At 33.9% G+C, this 18,083-nt stretch carries 15 protein-coding genes and 1 pseudogene; 5 read left to right on the plus strand and 11 right to left on the minus strand.

The genetic code is table 11. The features are described 5' to 3' along the window. Nucleotides 1-3 precede the first annotated feature (3 nt). The 3 genes from ileS to murJ are packed head-to-tail and all read right to left on the minus strand — an operon-like array spanning nucleotide 4 to nucleotide 5,245. Nucleotides 4-2,799 (minus strand): isoleucine--tRNA ligase, encoded by a 2,796-nt coding sequence (gene ileS / locus P8J93_06455; GenBank protein MDG2061437.1) that lies wholly within the window; start codon nucleotides 2,797-2,799, stop codon nucleotides 4-6. An 18-nt stretch (nucleotides 2,800-2,817) separates the two neighbouring features. Next, the gene (gene ribF / locus P8J93_06460; protein MDG2061438.1) at nucleotides 2,818-3,765 is read right to left on the minus strand and encodes a bifunctional riboflavin kinase/FAD synthetase; all 948 of its coding nucleotides are present in this window, start codon (nucleotides 3,763-3,765) and stop codon (nucleotides 2,818-2,820) included. 1 nt (nucleotide 3,766) lies between these two features. Beyond that, complete coding sequence (murJ, locus tag P8J93_06465) at nucleotides 3,767-5,245, minus strand: murein biosynthesis integral membrane protein MurJ (protein MDG2061439.1); 1,479 nt, start codon at nucleotides 5,243-5,245, stop codon at nucleotides 3,767-3,769. On the opposite strand from murJ, the gene P8J93_06470 reads away from it, so the two are divergent. Further along, nucleotides 5,166-5,369, plus strand: coding sequence for a hypothetical protein (locus tag P8J93_06470; protein ID MDG2061440.1), 204 nt, complete (start codon nucleotides 5,166-5,168; stop codon nucleotides 5,367-5,369). The genes murJ and P8J93_06470 overlap by 80 nt on opposite strands. Here the strand turns inward: P8J93_06470 and msrB are convergent. Next, the gene (gene msrB / locus P8J93_06475; protein MDG2061441.1) at nucleotides 5,338-5,739 is read right to left on the minus strand and encodes a peptide-methionine (R)-S-oxide reductase MsrB; all 402 of its coding nucleotides are present in this window, start codon (nucleotides 5,737-5,739) and stop codon (nucleotides 5,338-5,340) included. The two genes, P8J93_06470 and msrB, sit on opposite strands and share 32 nt — an antisense overlap. Nucleotides 5,740-5,744: 5 nt before the next feature. Further along, nucleotides 5,745-6,668 carry a fatty acid desaturase family protein gene (locus tag P8J93_06480; protein ID MDG2061442.1) on the minus strand — a complete coding sequence of 308 codons (924 nt, stop codon included), beginning with the start codon at nucleotides 6,666-6,668 and terminating at the stop codon, nucleotides 5,745-5,747. Between the two features lie 55 nt (nucleotides 6,669-6,723). Here P8J93_06480 and P8J93_06485 point away from each other — a divergent pair. Beyond that, nucleotides 6,724-8,282, plus strand: a pseudogene (locus P8J93_06485) (acyl-CoA synthetase). A 5-nt stretch (nucleotides 8,283-8,287) separates the two neighbouring features. Beyond that, entirely contained in the window at nucleotides 8,288-9,907 is a 1,620-nt protein-coding gene (locus tag P8J93_06490; protein MDG2061443.1) for an acyl-CoA synthetase, read from the plus strand. Nucleotides 9,908-9,936: 29 nt separating this feature from the next. Here the strand turns inward: P8J93_06490 and P8J93_06495 are convergent, their stop codons facing one another. The 4 genes from P8J93_06495 to P8J93_06510 all read right to left on the minus strand — a co-directional run bounded on the left by P8J93_06495 (nucleotide 9,937) and on the right by P8J93_06510 (nucleotide 14,300). Further along, nucleotides 9,937-11,946, minus strand: a complete 2,010-nt coding sequence (locus P8J93_06495; GenBank protein MDG2061444.1) for an aldo/keto reductase — start codon at nucleotides 11,944-11,946, stop codon at nucleotides 9,937-9,939. After that, nucleotides 11,939-13,327: a glycoside-pentoside-hexuronide (GPH):cation symporter gene (locus tag P8J93_06500; protein ID MDG2061445.1), complete on the minus strand. Its 1,389-nt coding sequence runs from the start codon at nucleotides 13,325-13,327 to the stop codon at nucleotides 11,939-11,941. The genes P8J93_06495 and P8J93_06500 overlap by 8 nt, the downstream gene beginning before the upstream one ends. 90 nt (nucleotides 13,328-13,417) lie before the next feature. Then, a complete protein-coding gene (locus P8J93_06505; protein ID MDG2061446.1) occupies nucleotides 13,418-13,555 on the minus strand; it encodes a hypothetical protein in 138 nt (45 codons plus the stop codon). A gap of 85 nt (nucleotides 13,556-13,640) precedes the next feature. After that, entirely contained in the window at nucleotides 13,641-14,300 is a 660-nt protein-coding gene (locus tag P8J93_06510; protein MDG2061447.1) for an acyltransferase, read from the minus strand. A 114-nt stretch (nucleotides 14,301-14,414) separates the two neighbouring features. Here P8J93_06510 and P8J93_06515 point away from each other — a divergent pair, with 114 nt between their 5' ends. After that, the gene (locus P8J93_06515; GenBank protein ID MDG2061448.1) at nucleotides 14,415-15,803 is read left to right on the plus strand and encodes an MATE family efflux transporter; all 1,389 of its coding nucleotides are present in this window, start codon (nucleotides 14,415-14,417) and stop codon (nucleotides 15,801-15,803) included. 7 nt (nucleotides 15,804-15,810) lie between these two features. Further along, entirely contained in the window at nucleotides 15,811-16,038 is a 228-nt protein-coding gene (tusA, locus tag P8J93_06520) for a sulfurtransferase TusA (GenBank protein MDG2061449.1), read from the plus strand. A gap of 4 nt (nucleotides 16,039-16,042) precedes the next feature. Here tusA and sucD read toward each other — a convergent pair whose 3' ends face one another. Then, nucleotides 16,043-16,918, minus strand: a complete 876-nt coding sequence (sucD, locus tag P8J93_06525) for a succinate--CoA ligase subunit alpha (GenBank protein MDG2061450.1) — start codon at nucleotides 16,916-16,918, stop codon at nucleotides 16,043-16,045. A 3-nt stretch (nucleotides 16,919-16,921) separates the two neighbouring features. Further along, a complete protein-coding gene (gene sucC / locus P8J93_06530; protein MDG2061451.1) occupies nucleotides 16,922-18,082 on the minus strand; it encodes an ADP-forming succinate--CoA ligase subunit beta in 1,161 nt (386 codons plus the stop codon). Between the last annotated feature and the right edge of the window lies 1 nt (nucleotide 18,083).

Below are 18,083 nucleotides of genomic sequence, written 5' to 3' on the forward strand. Positions count from 1 at the left end.
CTATTAAGCATACTTACGTATTTCACCTAAATCTTCTATATTTTCTATGCACCTTTTACATATTGAAGGATGATTTTCTACTGATCCAACTTCAGGCCTGCTATGCCAACATCTCTCACATTTATCATGCTCAGATTTTAGTACTTTAAGTCTTAGACCATCCATATTTGTTCCTTCACCATGCTGACCTAGTTCAAATATCTTTGCTTCTGAGGTTATAAAAATAAATCTTAATTCTTCCTCAAATTTTTCTAAAACTGATTCTATTTCTTTCGAACAATATAAATGGATTTCAGCATCTAATGACGAACCTATCAAACCAGAATTTCTTGAAGATTCTAGTACTTTATTCACTTCAGTTCGAATCAATAATATTAATTCCCAATCCTTATTGGATATAAAACCTTCCTTAATAGAAGGCCAATCCTTGGACCACTCCTCTAAAAAGATAGAATCAGATTTTGGCTTTAATGACCTCCATGCTTCTTCTGCTGTGAAGCTTAAAATAGGAGAAATTGCTCTTAGTAAAAATCCAAGTATTTTATAGAGAGCCGTTTGAGATGATCTTCTAGCTATGGAATTACCTTTAGAGGTGTATAACCTGTCTTTTAAAATATCTAGGTAAAACCCTCCAAGATCATTAGTACAGAAATTTTGTATTTTTTGAAATACTATATGAAACTGATAATTTGAAAAAGCATCAATGATTTCTTCTTGAAGATTTTTAGTCCTAGTTATCATCCATTTATCTAATTCCGCTAAGTCCTTGATATCTAAAGCATCCCTTGAATCATCATAATCATGTAAATTTCCTAATAAAAAACGTATAGTATTTCTAATTCTTCTGTAAGAATCAGCGGATCTTTGGAGTATTTCTTCTGATACCACCATTTCATTTCTATAATCTGTAGCAGATATCCAGGCTCTTAGAACATCTGCACCTTTTGAGTCCCAAACTTGCTGTGGAGATATAACATTTCCAATTGACTTAGACATCTTTTTACCTTCAGAATCAACCACGAAACCATGAGTTAGCACTGACTTGTATGGCGCAGAATCGTTTATAGCAATGCTGGTTAATAAAGAAGATTGAAACCATCCTCTATGTTGATCCGAACCTTCTAAATAAAGATCAGCAGGAAATTCTAAATCATTATCATCGTTAAGAACACATTCATGAGTTACTCCTGAATCAAACCAAACATCTAGACAATCTGTGACCTTTTTATAATTTTTAACATTACTGTCTAATTCTTTAATGTCCACTTGATGCCAAGCATCAATACCTCCTTTTTCAATTAATAAAGCAACTTTTGTAATGATATCTGACATATTAGGATGTAATTCATTGGTTTCATCATGAATCAAAAGAGTGATGGGAACTCCCCAAGCTCTCTGTCTAGAAATACACCAATCTGGTCTACCCTCTAACATACCTGACATCCTGCCTTTGCCCCATGTAGGCTCCCATTTTACTTTCTCTATTGAATTAATAGTTTTATTTAAGAGGTCTTTTTGCTTCATTCCGACAAACCATTGAGGGGTAGCCCTAAACATTAAAGGAGTTTTATGTCTCCAGCAATGAGGATAACTATGTTCATAATTAGAGCATGAAAATAGAGTATTATTATGTCTTAAAACTTCGATAATTTTTTCATTAGACTTAAAAGCAAACATACCGCCCACATGCTCTACATCTTCCTTGAAAGTTCCATTATCTTTGATTGGATTAATCACAGACAAGTTATAATCTTTAGCTGCAATAAAATCTTCCATGCCATGCCCAGGAGCGGTATGTACAATACCCGTTCCTGCATCAATTGTGACATGGTCGCCTAATATAATTTTAGATTTTCTATCTAAATAAGGGTGTCTTGCTGTTAATCCTTCAAGATTTTGACCGCTACAGTTAGCCAACTCTTCAAACTTGGAGATTCCAATCCTCTCTAAAGTTGCTTTTATTAAATCCTTAGCCACCAGTAAAACCAATTCTTTAGCTTCCATTGAAACTTTTATCAAAGAATATTCCAATTCACCATTCACGCAAAGTGCTACATTTCCTGGCAAAGTCCAAGGAGTTGTAGTCCAGCTTGCCGCAAGAATGGGTCCTTCTATTGATTTCTTAAAGATAGGCTCTAAATCAACAGCATCTAAAGGAAATCCAAAATCTATAGAAGTAGAAATCTTATCTTGATACTCCACCTCTGCTTCAGCTAATGCTGACCCACAGGAAGAACACCAGTGAACTGGCTTTTCTCCTCTTTCCAGAAATCCCTTTTCTACTATCTTACCAAGAGATCGAACAATATTAGCTTCAAACTTAAAATCCATTGAAAGATAAGAATTCTCCCACCTTGCCAAAACACCTAACCTAGCAAATTCTTTCTTCTGTATCTCTATTTGCTTTGAAGCATAGGACCTGCAAGCTTCTCTAAATTCGACAGCCGAAACCTTATGGCCGACTTTGCCTAATTTTTTTTCTACATTCAACTCAATTGGTAAGCCATGACAGTCCCAACCTGGAATATATGGAGAGTATTTACCATCAAGGGTTTGAGATTTGATTACAATATCTTTCAATACTTTATTAACAGAATGGCCTAAATGAATAGCTCCATTAGCATAGGGAGGGCCATCATGGAGGATAAATACAGGCTTATTCTGTCCTTTTAATTCCAGCTTTTTATGTAAATTAATAGAATCCCAGTATTTAAGCATTTCAGGTTCTCTATTTGGTAAATTTGCCTTCATAGAGAAATCTGTTTTTGGTAAATTTAAAGTATCTTTATATTTTTTCATAATTAAATTTCGTGCACTTTATACGAAATAATCTCTAGCTGCTGATATATCTTTTGATATTTGCTTTTTAAGAGATTCAAGATCTTTAAACCTTTTCTCGTCTCGTACTTTTTTAAGAAATTCTACTTCTATATTTTCTCCATAAATTTGATGACTGAAATCTAAAAGATGAACTTCTAGAACTGGCGTTTCTCCACCTACAGTTGGTCTTGTTCCCATGTTAGCTATTCCATTAATCACCTTTCCTTTAAGTTTTCCTTTAACAATATAAACACCGGAAATTGGCAATTTATTTTTTGGTAACCAAACATTAGCTGTTGGAACTCCAATAGTCCCGCCAAGTTGTTGACCATAAACAACTTTTCCAGAGTAACTATAAGGACGTCCTAATAATTTTGATGCATATTCAAAGTCTCCTTCCATTAATACTTTTCTAATTCTTGTACTACTCACTCTTTCGCCATCAATCTTAAAAGTCTCAGTATTTAAAACCTCTATATCATTTTTATTACCCCACTCTTTTAATAAATTAAAGTCGCCCTCTCTATTTGCTCCAAATCTAAAATCATCTCCTATAATCAATTTTTTTATCTTTAATTTTAATAAAATTTCATTGAGAAAATCATTGGGAGTCATATCTTTAAGTTGTGAATTAAATTTAAGAAAGAAACTTAAATCAATTCCCATCTCTTTCATCTTTACAATCTTTTGTCGTAAAGGAAATATTCTTGGTGGTTTTGAGTAATCTTTTCTAGCTGCTTCAGCAAAAAATTCACTTGCATGAGGTTCTGTAAACAGAATTAACTTTAGCAAATTTTCTTTCTCTGCAATCCTGTGCATAGTTTTAATAATTTTTTGATGGCCTAAATGCAATCCATCAAAATTACCAATGGTCGCTATGGTTCTTGCGTCAGAAAAATTCTTTCTAAATACTTCTATATTTTTAATGCCTCTAATTAAATACATATTAATTCCTTAGTTCTTTTATTCTAAGGCCTGATAACCATAATGCTCCTATATAAATTATGACTCCACTCAAACAAAGAAACCCTAATCTCATAAACCTTTCGTAACCCTCTAATTCTCGCCAAAAAATAATATCAACAGTAAAATAATCTAATAAAATTAATAATGATATTGAAGCAAAAATTATCCTGGATAAGAAAACAAACCAACCAGCACTAGCTTTATATACATTATCTCTCTTAAGCATAAGAATTAGACTAAAAACACTAAAGAACGCTGCAAAAGAACTAGCTGCAGCTAAACCTACATGATTGTAGCCTAAATAAAAAGCAAAAAACCAAGCTAAAACTGCATTTAAAATCATAGATAAAAAAGCAATCTTTACTGGCACCTTAGGTTTCTGTTGTGCAAAAAAACCAGGGATTAATATTTTAATTAACATGAAACCAATTAAACCTAGCGCAAGAGCAATTAAACTATAAGCTGTTTGAGAAGTATCAATAGAAGAAAATTGTCCTCTCTCAAATAGAGTCAGTATTATGGGCTCAGCTAAGATAATCAATCCAATTACTGCAGGAACTCCAGCGAGAATAACTAGCCTTATCCCCCAGTCAATTGTCTTAGAAAAAGTCTCATCACTTCCCATGGCATGCAAAAGAGAAAGCTTGGGTAAAATAACTGTACCAATTGCTATAGCAAATATTCCCAAAGGTAACTGCATCAATCTGTCTGATACATACAACCAACTTGGACTTCCAGTTGGCAATAAAGAGGCTAATATTGTATCTACCAACATATTTATCTGACTTACTCCACCTGCAATTATTCCAGGAATCATTAAAAACATTACTCTTTTAGCGCCTGGATGGTTTAATTGAAATGTAAATTTAGGCAAGAGCTTCATTCTAGTTAAAGGTACAATCTGAATTAGTACCTGTATACAACCAGCAAAGAAAACTCCCCAAGCTAATACATAAACAGGAACCTCCTCATATGGAGCTATCCAAACACCAAATACGATTAAAACTAAATTGTAAAAAAGTGGTGTCAGAGCGGGTAGCGAAAAACGTTCGTAAGTATTTAAAATAGAACCAGAAAGTGCCACCAAAGAGACAAATAATAAATAAGGAAAAGAAATCTGTAAAATATCTATAGCTAATGTCTTCTTCAAAGGTTCAAAGTAGAAACCAGGAGCAAATATAAGTACAAAAAATGGAGCTGCTATCAAGGCTAAAGAAGTAACTATTAAAAGAGTTAGACTAAGAATGCTAAAAACACTATTTATTAGATCAGATACTTCTTTTTTGTCTTTTTTTTCTTTATATTCTGATAGAACAGGAACGAAAGCTTGATTAAAAGCTCCTTCAGCAAATAATCTTCTAAAGACACTAGGAATTTTCATGATTACAACAAATGCGTCTAATGCAATTCCCGTACCTAATAATCCAGTTATTACTATGTCTCTCCCTAAACCTAATATTCTAGATATAAAGGTCCAAAAACTAACTAGACCACTGTTAACTAACAGTCGAATAGATGTTTTATCTTTAGAAACTTTTGCAGGCTCTGGGTTCAGTCTTCTGCTCCTTCTTTTTTTAGATTAAGAGAAACAGAATTTATACAATACCTTAGCCCAGTTGGTTGAGGGCCATCAGGAAAAACATGCCCTAAATGAGCTTTGCAAGAACTGCAATGGACCTCTGTACGAATTGCACCTAAAGAATTATCTTGCTCCGTTTCTACTACGAATTGATTTATTGGCTCCCAAAAGCTAGGCCAACCAGACCCTGAGTCATATTTAGTGTCGGAGCTAAATAGAGGTTCTCCGCAGCAGATGCATTCATATGAACCAATGGCCTTTTCATCATTGTATTTACCTGTAAAAGCCTGTTCAGTTCCTTGATTCTGAGTTACATGAAACTCCTGAGGGCTCAATCTGGATTCCAAATCTTCTTGTTTATTTTTTTTATCCATAATTTTTATTCCCTAATTGCTTTCTTTAAAACACTGTAATAAGAATCTTCTACGCACATCCTATCAAGAAATCCATTCTTTTTGAGCATATTATGTGCTTTAGGAAGGTTATACCAAGGACAATTGGTAAATAAATGATGCTCTAAATGATAGTTTACATTTAAAGGAACCATAAAATATCTTAAAAGATATGAAGCTCTAGTAGTCCTTGTATTAGTAAGATTACTCCCTTTTTGTGTTGCAGCATGCTCTGCTATATTTCTAATCCTAATAATAAAACTGTAATAAGTTAGAGAAGGTAACCACCAAAGTAAAAAAAAGACTGCCCAATTAAAAAAAAATGAAATTATTATAAATAAAATACAATTAGTAATAAAAAAACCTCTAAATTTATCCCAGCTACTCTTTGTAAAATTAAATGTCTTATTGTCTAGATCAAGAAAAATAGACTTCAATGTCTCTTTGTACCTTTTTATCCCAGTTAAACCAGTTAAGTCTCTGATTATTTTTCTTATAAAACTTATACGTTTTATAGGAAAAGGAGCACTTAAAGAAAGATCCGGATCTTTATCCGTTTCAGTATATCTATGATGCAACAAATGATATGACCTATAGGGACGATTGTCGTTTAAAATTGGAAAAGCACAAAACCATTGCGTGAACCAATCATTATATTTTTTATTACTGAACAATAAATTATGGGCTCCTTCATGCATCAATACTGCTAGAGCAAATTGCCGACTGCCTATTATAAGGATACATATAATTAAAGTTATCACTGAAGGAAAGAAATGAAAGAAAGTCATGCATAAGAAAACTTGCAGCCAATTTAAAGCTAAATAAAATACGTTTATCCAATCCTTCTTATGTTTGATCTCACTTAGTTGAGAACTTGATAATAAGTCAGATGGTTTCAAATCCTTAGTCATGTACATTACCTCTTAATTATGATTATATCGAACCATTCACAACTATGAAAAATATATGTCAGAATTAGGATTTTGGAATATTGCTAAAAAAGAACCAGATAAACTTGCTTTGGTTGACCCGAGAGGCAAAGAATGGACTAGAAAAGAACTTCATGAACTATCAAATCAAGTTGTTCATGGACTTAGATCTATAGGAATAAAAAAAGGAGATTCTATAGCTATAGTGCTACCTAATTGCGCTGAATATTATGCAATTAACTTAGCTTGTGCTCAATCAGGAATTTATATGGTACCAATCAACTGGCACTTAGCGGGTCCAGAAATTGCCTATATTTTAAAAGATAGCGAAGCTAAGATATTCTTTGGGTCTTCTGATAATGCAAATCTTGCTCAAACTTGTCTAGACGTTGCTTCTGAATCTGGACTAAAAGAAGAGCAACTAATAAGCATTGGAATACTGCAAGGATTCACCACTTTTTCTAGTCTAGTAGAAGGTCAATCTAGTGAAATTCCTGAAAATAGGCATCCTGGAAGTGTTATGAACTACACATCTGGAACTACAGGAAGACCAAAAGGAGTTAAAAGAGGATTGGTAGATGGAGACCCTGATGAAATCGCCAGTCTGTATACAATGCTTCTAGGGTTATTTGGAATAGAACCTGGAAATGATAATGTACATCTTTGCGCATCACCTCTTTATCATACAGCTCCTCTTCTTTGGTCTTCTAGTTCTTTACACCTAGGTCATACAGTTGTTCTTATGGATAAATTTGATCCTGAATTAATGTTGAAAATGATCGATAAATATCAAGTAACTACAAGTCACATGGTTCCAACTCAATTTCATAGATTGTTAGCGCTGCCTGAAGCTGTTAAAAATAAATATGACTGTTCGTCTACAAAAAGAATGGTCCACGCGGCCGCTCCTTGCCCACCGCATATCAAAAACGCAATGATTAAATGGTGGGGGAATAGTATTTATGAGTACTACGCCGCAACAGAAGGAGGAGGAACGATGGTTTCCACAGAGGAATGGCTAAAATATCCTGGAACAGTAGGCAAAGCGTGGATTGGTTCAGATATAAAAATAATGGGCGAAAACGGACAAGAACTAGGCTTCAATGAAGAAGGAATAGTATATATGCTATTGGGTGCGGCGCAATTTGAATATAAAGGCGACAAAGCTAAAACTGAAGAAAGTAGATGGGGAGATTATTTTACAGTTGGAGATATAGGCTATTTAAATAAGGAAGGTTATTTATTTTTATGTGATAGAAAAAATGACATGATATTTCTGGTGGAGCTAATATATATCCTGCAGAAATTGAAAATGTTTTTTCTATGCATCCAAAAGTAATAGATGTTGCTGTTTTTGGAATACCTAATGAAGAGTGGGGAGAAGAAATAAAGGCAGTAGTGCAGGCTGCAGAGGATATTACTCCTGATTCAAACTTTACTTCAGAACTAATGAACTTTTGTAAAAAAAATCTAGGAAAAATGAAGCTGCCTAAATCAATAGACTATATAAAGGAACTTCCTAGATATCCAAATGGTAAGTTATACAAAAGAAAACTTAAAGATCCTTACTGGGAAGGGCAAGAAAAGAAGATCTAACTATTATGGAATTTCATGTAGCTGATATATTTGAAGCAGTAGTGGATAATATCCCTAATAGAGAAGCTCTCGTATTAGGAAGCACTAGGCTAACATTTTCTGAACTAGATAAAAGATCAAATCAAGTTGCAGCTATGTTGAAATCTGTTGGAATAAAGAAAGAAGATCATATTGGGATCTTTGCATTCAATTGTATTGAGTGGATAGAAACTATGATCGGAGCCTTTAAAATAGGAGCTGTCCCCATTAATATAAATTATAGGTATGTTGAAGAAGAGTTGAATTACCTAGTTGATAATGCTGATATTAAAGGAATAGTTTACCAAAAGCATTTTGGAAAAATTCTCAATAAAATTAAGAATAGGACTAAAAAATTAAAATATTATATTGCAATTGATGATGCATCAACGAAATATGAAGACAATCTGCAGGCGCATGACTATGCCAAGGTTATAAAGGATTATTCTTCTGAAAGAGTTAAATATAACAGAACAGCAGATGATAGATATGTTATTTATACTGGAGGAACAACTGGTATGCCTAAGGGAGTAATATGGCGTCAAGAAGATGTAATTATGACTTTAGGAGGAGGCATTGATCATTTAACAGGAGAAAAATTTCTGTCTCCTGAGGCTATGTCAAAGAAATGTTTATCAGATCCTATAGTGGCTTTAGCTTTAGCCCCTTTAATGCATGGCGCTGCACAATGGCAAACATTTAATAGCTTCTTTTCAGGTTGGAATTTAATTTTTAATAATCAAAAATCTTTTGATGCTGATTATATATGGAGTCTCATTTCTAAAGAAAAAGTACAGAATTTAACCATTACAGGTGATGCTATGGGTAGACCTCTAGCTGATGCCCTAAAAAATGTTTTAATGAAAGGGCTTAATCTAGATTCTCTAATAATTCTGACCAGTACAGCTGCGGTTTTTAGTTCAAGCATCAAAGATCAATTTCTAGAGCTTCTTCCTAATCTAATGATAATTGATGGTGTAGGCTCTAGTGAAACCGGGTCTACAGGATTCAATATTTACTCTAAAGGCAGCAAAAAAAAGGATTCTGGTGGAGGTCCAAGTTTTGCTCGCCCTAAGCATTCAGTCATTCTCGACCCCGAAACAAAAAAACCGCTGGATGAAAAAGACACTTCAACAATAGGTTACTTAGCTCGCTCTGGTAATGTCCCTATTGGTTACTATAAAGATCTTGAAAAATCATTATCGACATTTATAAAAGTAGATGGAGAAAAATATTCTATACCAGGAGATTTTGCTAAATTTGAAACAGATGGACAGATAACTCTTCTTGGAAGGGGCTCTGTTTCTATTAATTCTGGTGGAGAGAAAATCTTTCCTGAAGAAGTAGAAGCTGCTTTAAAATCCTATCCCGAAGTTTTTGATTGTTTGGTGGTAGGAAAGCAAGATAGTAAATGGGGTCAAAAGGTTGTAGCAGTCATACAATCCAGAAATAATAATAAAATTGACGTAAATCTTTTAAAGAATCACTGTAAAACATATATTGCAAATTATAAATTTCCAAAAGAATTCTTCTATCAAAAAGAGATTAAAAGAGCTCCCAGCGGAAAACCTGATTATTCTTGGGCTCAAAAAATAGCTTCAAGCTAACTTTAAATTAACAGATCTTCAAAAAAAAATTAAATTTCTTTAAGAGACAAGTCAAGCCAGGCTACTTCATCTTGGGATAAATTAATAAATAAGGACTGAAAAGAACTTTGGGTCTCAAAAATATTCCTAGGTCCGACTAAAGGCAATGTTGGGAATGACTGCGCTAAGCAAAAAGCTAAAGCAATTTGAATTGGTTCAACTTCTTTTTGTTCAGCTAAAACAAAACATCTTCTTCTTCTTTCTAAATTATTCTCATTATGCCAAACTCTTTCTTGCTCTTTTTTATCGGGATTTGAAATATGCTCTTGGGATTCAAACTCCTTAGAGTCTAAGAAAAAACCTCTTGCTTGGCTTGACCAAGGAAGAAGAAAAATTTGTTTTTCTTGTAAAAAAGACTTGAAGCTCTCATCAGAAGAACTTTCACATCCAGGCCAAACTGGCTCTATCATTCTAGCTAAACTAAAATTATTACTCAAAACTGTGAATGGTTCCAATTTCGACCTTTGAGCATAATCTAAGGCGTCCCTAAACCTATTTAAACTCCAGTTAGATGCTCCTATTAGTTTTATAAGACCTTCATTTTTTAGCTCATTTAATGCATCTATAAATTCGGAGACTGGAACATCAAGGTTATCCCTATGCAAACAGTAAATATCCATACTATCTATCATGAGACGAGAAAGGGACTCCTCTAATTGAGGACGTATTGACTCAGGATTGCAATACGGAGTATGCGCTCCTTTTCCTAAAACAATAATTTTGTTTCTTATATTCCTATGTTTTATCCAATTACCAAGATAATTATCGCTTTTTCCATCATTATAAATATAAGCTGTATCAAAAATATTTCCTCCCAGGGAAAAGAAATGATCAAACATATGAAATGCATGGTTTCTACTTAGCTGATTATCACATCCAAAAACAAGCCTAGAAGGTTCTACATCTATTCCTTTTAATTTTAAAGTAGGCATTATTTGATCAGGGTTTTCATTTAATTTTAAAAAGGGATTGCTAGTTCTATTTTCCGGGTGATCTTCTTTATAACTTACACCTAGCTGGCCTCTCCATCTATCTAGGTTGCTCATATTTCCTAAACTATCAGCATGTGATACTAAAGAAGATTCTAAAAAGCCTGATTTTATTAGGTTCACAAAATGATTTATTTCATGAGTAAAAACCCCTAGATTTTCATTAATCTTTATTATTATTGACTCATTATCTTTAGAAAAAATTAAATTAGATTGCCTTCCTTCAAACTCTCCACAATTCCATGGCTGACTTATCTGGAGGGATTTACTTCTACTAGAAATTAGAACTGAATTAGATAAATTTTGATTAATTGCACAAGAGATAAATGCCTTAGACCCATTAGTAAATTCTAGGTTTGCGGAAGAAAATAAATCAATCCCTTCAGGGGAAAGCGTTCCTTTAGCTTCGATAGAAGATGGATTAGCAAACAGTTTACCTTCCTGGATTCCTACTATCATTCTTGCAAACGACATTGGATAACAACCTATATCTAATATAGATCCTCCTCCTAGATCTGGATTAAGTAACCTATGGTCTACAGAAACCTTAGCTTCAAAGCCAAAAGAAGCCTCTATTTCTATAGGTTCATTGGCAAAGTCCTGTTTAATAATCTCCTTAATTTTAAGGGTTTGGGGATGCGTTCTATACATAAATGCTTCCATCAAAAGAGTTTTATTCTTTCTTGCTAAATCAATCAGTGTCATGGTTTCTTCTGAATTAATAGTCATGGGCTTTTCACATAAAACAGACTTTTTATGATTAAGAGCACTTAAAGTAAATTCAAAATGATAATTGTGGGGTAGAGCTATATAAATAGCATCAACAGAAGGGTCTTCTATTAAATTTTTATAGCCTTCAAAACTATTACACTTAAATTCTTGAGCAAATTGCTTTGCATTAGAACTTGAACGGCTAGCAACTCCATACAATATACAATCTTTAGCGTCCTTTATAGAATGAGCAAATGCCTTTGCTATGACACCTGTCCCTAATATGCCCCAGTTAATCATCTCTTACAGAAGATAATTTATTTAAAAGCTCTTTATGCATTTTAGAATCTATTGGATAAAAATAAATTATAATAATGCCTATCAATATACCTAAAGCTGGGATTAAACTCATCATTGCTTTCATAGATGCAATCGTTTCTTGACTTTGAATACTATTAGGTATGAAACCAATAAAATTTAAAGCAATCCCGAGAATTATTATAGCCATTGCAATAGATCCTTTTTGAGCGAATGTCATAAAACCATATAAAGATGATTCGCTTCTAACTCCAGTTTTTACTTCTCCATATTCTATTGTGTCCGGTAACATAGACCAAAAGAGTATTCCTCCAGCTCCCGTTCCTAAACCTATAAAAGAGACTAAAACCAATAGTTCTTGTAAAGTTTTTATTGGATATAAAAAGAATGTCAGAAAAGCTAATAAGGACATAGACATTGATATAATCCATGTATATCTTTTACCAATTCTATTTGAAATAAACCACCAAATAGGAATACTAGTAAACGATATGAAGCCGCTTGTAAAAAGGATAATTCCCTGATGTTGATGGAGATCTAGAGAATATTTGGTGAAATAGACTAAAGTGTTCCCAAAAAATATAGTTGTCATGCCTACTATGAGAGTGGCACTAAAAACTAACCAAAAGGGTTTATTTACTGCAATAGCCTTCACGATCTTTATAAAACTACTATTTATCCTTTGTAATTCCTCAGTTTCTTGAGGCTCTTTAACAGTATAAAAAGTAATAAATTGAATTATAACTGCTACAAAACCTGCAATAGCTGCCATAAACAAAAACCCTTTAGCCTCATTTCCCATGCCAACCCAAAAAACTATTGGAAATGCTAAGCCAGCCATTAAATTAGTTCCAGTTTGGGCTCCAAGCATTCTAAAACCTGTTAGGTTTGTTCTTTCTTGACTATCAGAAGTTATTTTAGGAGTCAGTGATGAAAAAGGAACACTCACAATAGTAAAAAATGTTCTATGTAATATATTAATAAAAATTAATACCACAAATAAAAAGAACCCATCAAAAGGAGGAACCCAAAAAAGAAGAATAAAAGACAAAGCCAAAGGAATATTTCCAAATAATAAGTAGGGACGATAGACTCCCCATCTTGTTCTTGTCTTTTCTGCTAAGAAGCCCATAAATGGATCTGTTAATGCATCCCAAAGCATCCCCACACCATATATAATTCCTGCAAGGGCAGGAGAAATACCTACAACATCTGTATAAAAGTATAGGAGATAAAGACCTACTCCTCCCCAGTAGAAGCATATAGCTGTATCTCCAACTCCATAACCAAATTTAACTTTTAAACTCAAACTCCTGACTTGAGTTTCCAAAATTTCCCCTCCATTTTTAAAAATTTTTATCACAATACACTCTTATTAGTGATGAACCTATAAGGAAAGCTATTTAAAAAAAGGCCGCTATTTAGCGGCAACTTTTTAAATAGTGAGAATCTATTAATTCCTTGATCTTACTCTTTTATCTGCATACATCCTAGTGCTGCCACAACTTACAATTTCTCCATAAATTGCTCCTTGTGCCTGAAGTCCTCCTCCATTAACAGCTTTCTCCGTAGACTCCCCATAAGTAGTCATTGATGTTCTTCCTTGCAATACTTTTAAATTATCAAATATAAATGATAATTATGTACAAACAATAAGTCACTATAACATTTTCAATTCAATTTTTCTTTGAAGGCCAAATGATACTTTTTATCCAATTCCAGCTTGAATTACTACCTAAGTCTAGACGGTCTAAGGAATCATAAAGATTTTCTAAAGCTTCTGGATCTTGAAATAAGTCTATTCTAGTAAATGCTTCTTCAGTCGGGTCTAAATCCTTAATAATTTTTGCTGGATTTCCTCCTACTATGACATTTGGAGGAACATCTTTCACAACTACTGAACCTGCAGCAACAATACTATTCTCCCCTATAGTTACTCCTTTGCCCACTATTGCTCTGTCACCTATCCAAACATTATTCTTTAATTCTATAGGTTTAGAATTACCAACAGGCTCTGCTCTGTTATATATTCCATGCCAATCTGCATCAGAAACATAACAACTATTAGCAAACATACACCCATCACCGATCTTGATATGCTTTGCTGCAGCTATCCTGACGCCAGGGGTAAATAGACAAAAATCTCCAGCCTCTATCTTTCCATCATGATCACCTAAGTTCCAGGTAGTTAATCTTATTTTACTATCTTTAGTCGCAACAAATGTAGCTGATTTCCCTACATTAATTTGTGTCCCAAATAATTCTAAATACCGCGCTCCCATGACAGCAGGTCTTTGTCCAAGACTTTCAAATTGAGGTTTTAAATAATGGTCCACATAAAACCTTACAGATTTAGCTGTAAGCTTTTTAATCCAATAAGGTTGATTGTTTCTTCTAATTTTTTTTACCCTAATTTCTTACTTTATAACATGATAAGATACGCGACCTCAATGGAACAGACAGAATTAAAAAAATTAAAATTTAGGTTCTCGCTGCCTGATAAATTTATAGTAGAATTTAAGAGTTATAGTTCATTAGCTGTTCCAATGTTCCTTTCAAATCTTGCTGGGCAGTTAATGGGTCTTTCAGCAATTATTCAATTAGGATTATACTCTTCGCAGAGTCTGGCTGGAGCTTTAATAGCAAATAGCATTTGGTTTCCAACCTTCTTAGGTTTGGGAGGAATGATATTCTATGTCACAGCAATGGTTGCTCAACTTCATGGGGCAGATAAAGACTTTGAGATAGGCCCTTTGATAAGACAAGCTCTTTGGTTATGCATACCCTTATTCTTTATCATTTATATGATTCTTTCTTTAGCACCACAAATTCTAGTCGCAATGAATGTAGCCGAAGATGTAATTTTATCTGCAAGAGAGTACTTAAGTGGCTTAATTTTTGCTATTCCTGCTATCTTACTAATGCAACCTTTAAGATCCTTTAGCGAAGGAATCAAAAAACCACTCCCAATTACTTTAATTAGTTATATTACACTTGTAATAAGTGTTTTTGGGAACTACTGCCTGATATTTGGAAACTTTGGGTTACCTGAATTAGGAGCTAAAGGAGCTGGCTTATCTATAGCAATAGGTACTTGGTCAGCTTTAATTATTACTTTAATTTATATTAAGATAAATATATCTTATCAAAAAGGTAGTTTATTTTTACGCTTTGATATGCCTTCAATCCCTAAAATCACTGAAATATTAAAAGGAGGACTTCCCGTTGGTGCTTCTAATTTTATTGAATTAAGCATGTTTAGCGGCGCTTCCCTAATACTAGGAAAATTAGGAAGTGATGTTATTGCAGCACATGGCATAGCTCTCAATATAGCTAGTTTAGCTTTTATGATACCTCTAAGTATTGGTTTAGCAGCTGCTGTTAGAGTGGGGAATAAAGTAGGAGCTAAAGAATTTTTGAGTGCTAAATATTCTGCTTTTTCCGCAATTAAACTTGGGGTTATATTTGGTTTAATAACCTGTTTAATACTCTTATTTGGCTCTAAATGGATTGTAATGACTATATACACTTCAGATCCAAATATTATTTCAATTACTGTAGTACTTCTTCTTTTTGCAGCATTATTTCAAATAGCGGATGCAGTAACGATGTGTTCCATGGGAAGCTTAAGGGGTTATAAAGATACATTGGGACCTATGTTTATAATGGTAATTGCATACTGGGTAGTTGGTCTACCTATGGGTTATAGTCTAGCTGTTACAGACTTCTGGTCATTTAAATTTGGAGCTTCTGGTATGTGGATAGGAATGACCTTAGGACTTTTTGTGGCATCTATATTAATGCCTTGGAGATTACACCACATATCTCAGTTAAAATAGACTATAGATGAAGATAGACGCAACTGGACTAATTTGCCCAGAACCAATAATGATGTTACATAAAGGTATTCAAGAATCTAACGAGGGAGATTTGATAGAATTATTATCTACTGATCCTTCAACAGAGAGAGATGTTATGAAATTTTGTGACTTTCTAGGTCATACCCTAATCGATAAAAAAATTAAATCAGAATTTTCTAGTTTTATTATCAGAAAAGAAACTAAACCTAGATAAAATCTTAGTTCCAACCTGTTGCCTCAGCAACTCCTTTTCCAATATCTGCAGGACTTTTAATAGTGTGAACTCCAGCATCTAATAGTGCAGTAAACTTTTCTTCTGCAGTCCCCTTTCCGCCTGAGATAATTGCACCGGCATGCCCCATTCTTTTACCAGCAGGAGCTGTGACTCCTGCGATGTAAGATACTACAGGCTTAGTCACATGATCTTTAATATAAAGGGCTGCTGCTTCTTCTGCTGTACCTCCAATCTCACCAACCATAACTATAGCTTCCGTCTGACTATCTTCTTGAAAAAGTTTAAGAATATCTACAAAACTTGATCCTGGAATAGGATCTCCTCCTATCCCAACACAAGAACTTTGACCGAAACCTAAGTCACTGGTTTGTTTAACCGCTTCATAAGTCAAAGTACCTGATCTTGAAATGATCCCCACTTTTCCTGGTAGATGTATTTCTGCAGGCATAATACCCATCTTACTTTCCCCAGGAGTAATAATGCCTGGACAATTTGGACCTATTAACCTTACTCCCAGTTGATCACATCTAACTTTTACTTCCAACATATCCAAGGTTGGTATACCTTCAGTAATACAAACTATTAAGGATATACCTGATTCAGCAGCTTCTATGATTGAAGCTTTACAAAATCGTGCAGGTACAAATATAAGACTGGCTGTAGCTGAAGTTTCTTTAATGGCTTCTAAAACGCTATCAAAAACAGGTAAACCTAAATGGATTTTACCTCCTTTTCCTGGTGTAACTCCACCTAATAAGTTAGTGCCATAGTCTAAGGATTGTTGGCAATGCATTGTGGCCTGAGAACCCGTAAAGCCTTGACAAATAATTCTTGTATCCTTATTTATTAAAATACTCATAATTTATATCGAAGAATTCACAACTAATTCTGCAGCCTTTTCTAGGCTTCCAGCACTTATTATATTTAAACCACTATCATTCAAAAGTTTTGATCCTAATTTAGCATTATTACCTTCCAACCTAACAACTACGGGAATCTCAACACCAACTTCTTCAACAGCTGAAATAATGCCTTCGGCAATGATATCGCAACGAACTATTCCACCAAAAATATTTATTAGCACAGATTGCACTTTATTATCTGACAAAATAATCTTGAAAGCTTCAGCAACTCTTTTTGAATCAGCAGTTCCGCCTACATCTAAGAAATTAGCTGGAGACCCACCATGAATCTTGATAATATCCATGGTACCCATAGCCAATCCTGCACCATTCACCATGCATCCAATATTTCCTTCTAAAGCTACATAACTTAAATCCCATTTAGAGGCTTTTGCCTCCCTTTCATCCTCTTGTGTAATATCTCTCATTGCAAGAATCTCTTCTTGCCTATAAAGCGCATTGGAATCTACATTAATTTTTGCATCCACACATAATAAATTACCTTCTGTAGTGATTGCTAAAGGATTGATCTCTAATAAAGCTAAATCTTTTGATATAAAAAGATTTACCAAACCTAAATATAAATCTATAAATTGATTTAGTTGTTTTAAATCTAAATCAAGAGATTTTCCTAATTCTTCTGCATCAGAACTTTTTGGTCCCTCAATTGGATCAACAGCTACTTGAAATATTTTTTCTGGAGATTTGGAAGCAATCTCTTCAATATCCATTCCACCTTCCCTTGAAGCCATTACAACTAATCTCTGAGATGCTCTATCAATAACTGCTCCCAAATATAATTCATCAGTTATATCTGAACAAGATTCAATGAGAATCTGGTTTACTGGCTGGCCAATATCATCTGTTTGAAATGTAACTATATTGTTACGTATCCATTTATTAACGAAATTTTCTATAGATTCATAAGAATCTACTACTTCCACACCTCCTGCTTTACCTCTACCTCCAGCATGAACTTGTACTTTTACCACCCACTTATTCCCATTTAATTCTTTGGCTAACTCAATAGCTGTTTCAGGAGTATTAACTACATAACTTTCTGTAACTGGGATATTAAATTCCTTAAAAAGAGCCTTAGCTTGATATTCATGTAAATTCAAA

The organism is SAR86 cluster bacterium, assembly GCA_029268615.1.
Taxonomy (GTDB): domain Bacteria; phylum Pseudomonadota; class Gammaproteobacteria; order Magnimaribacterales; family Magnimaribacteraceae; genus JAQWNM01.

Coding starts and splice junctions, on each gene's coding strand:
- ileS (MDG2061437.1), bottom strand. CDS start 2,799: ATGAAAAAATATAAAGATACTTTAAATTTACCAAAAACAGATTTCTCT.
- ribF (MDG2061438.1), bottom strand. CDS start 3,765: ATGTATTTAATTAGAGGCATTAAAAATATAGAAGTATTTAGAAAGAAT.
- P8J93_06470 (MDG2061440.1), top strand. CDS start 5,166: ATGATTACAACAAATGCGTCTAATGCAATTCCCGTACCTAATAATCCA.
- msrB (MDG2061441.1), bottom strand. CDS start 5,739: ATGGATAAAAAAAATAAACAAGAAGATTTGGAATCCAGATTGAGCCCT.
- P8J93_06480 (MDG2061442.1), bottom strand. CDS start 6,668: ATGACTAAGGATTTGAAACCATCTGACTTATTATCAAGTTCTCAACTA.
- P8J93_06490 (MDG2061443.1), top strand. CDS start 8,288: ATGGAATTTCATGTAGCTGATATATTTGAAGCAGTAGTGGATAATATC.
- P8J93_06495 (MDG2061444.1), bottom strand. CDS start 11,946: ATGATTAACTGGGGCATATTAGGGACAGGTGTCATAGCAAAGGCATTT.
- P8J93_06505 (MDG2061446.1), bottom strand. CDS start 13,555: ATGACTACTTATGGGGAGTCTACGGAGAAAGCTGTTAATGGAGGAGGA.
- P8J93_06515 (MDG2061448.1), top strand. CDS start 14,415: ATGGAACAGACAGAATTAAAAAAATTAAAATTTAGGTTCTCGCTGCCT.
- tusA (MDG2061449.1), top strand. CDS start 15,811: ATGAAGATAGACGCAACTGGACTAATTTGCCCAGAACCAATAATGATG.
- sucD (MDG2061450.1), bottom strand. CDS start 16,918: ATGAGTATTTTAATAAATAAGGATACAAGAATTATTTGTCAAGGCTTT.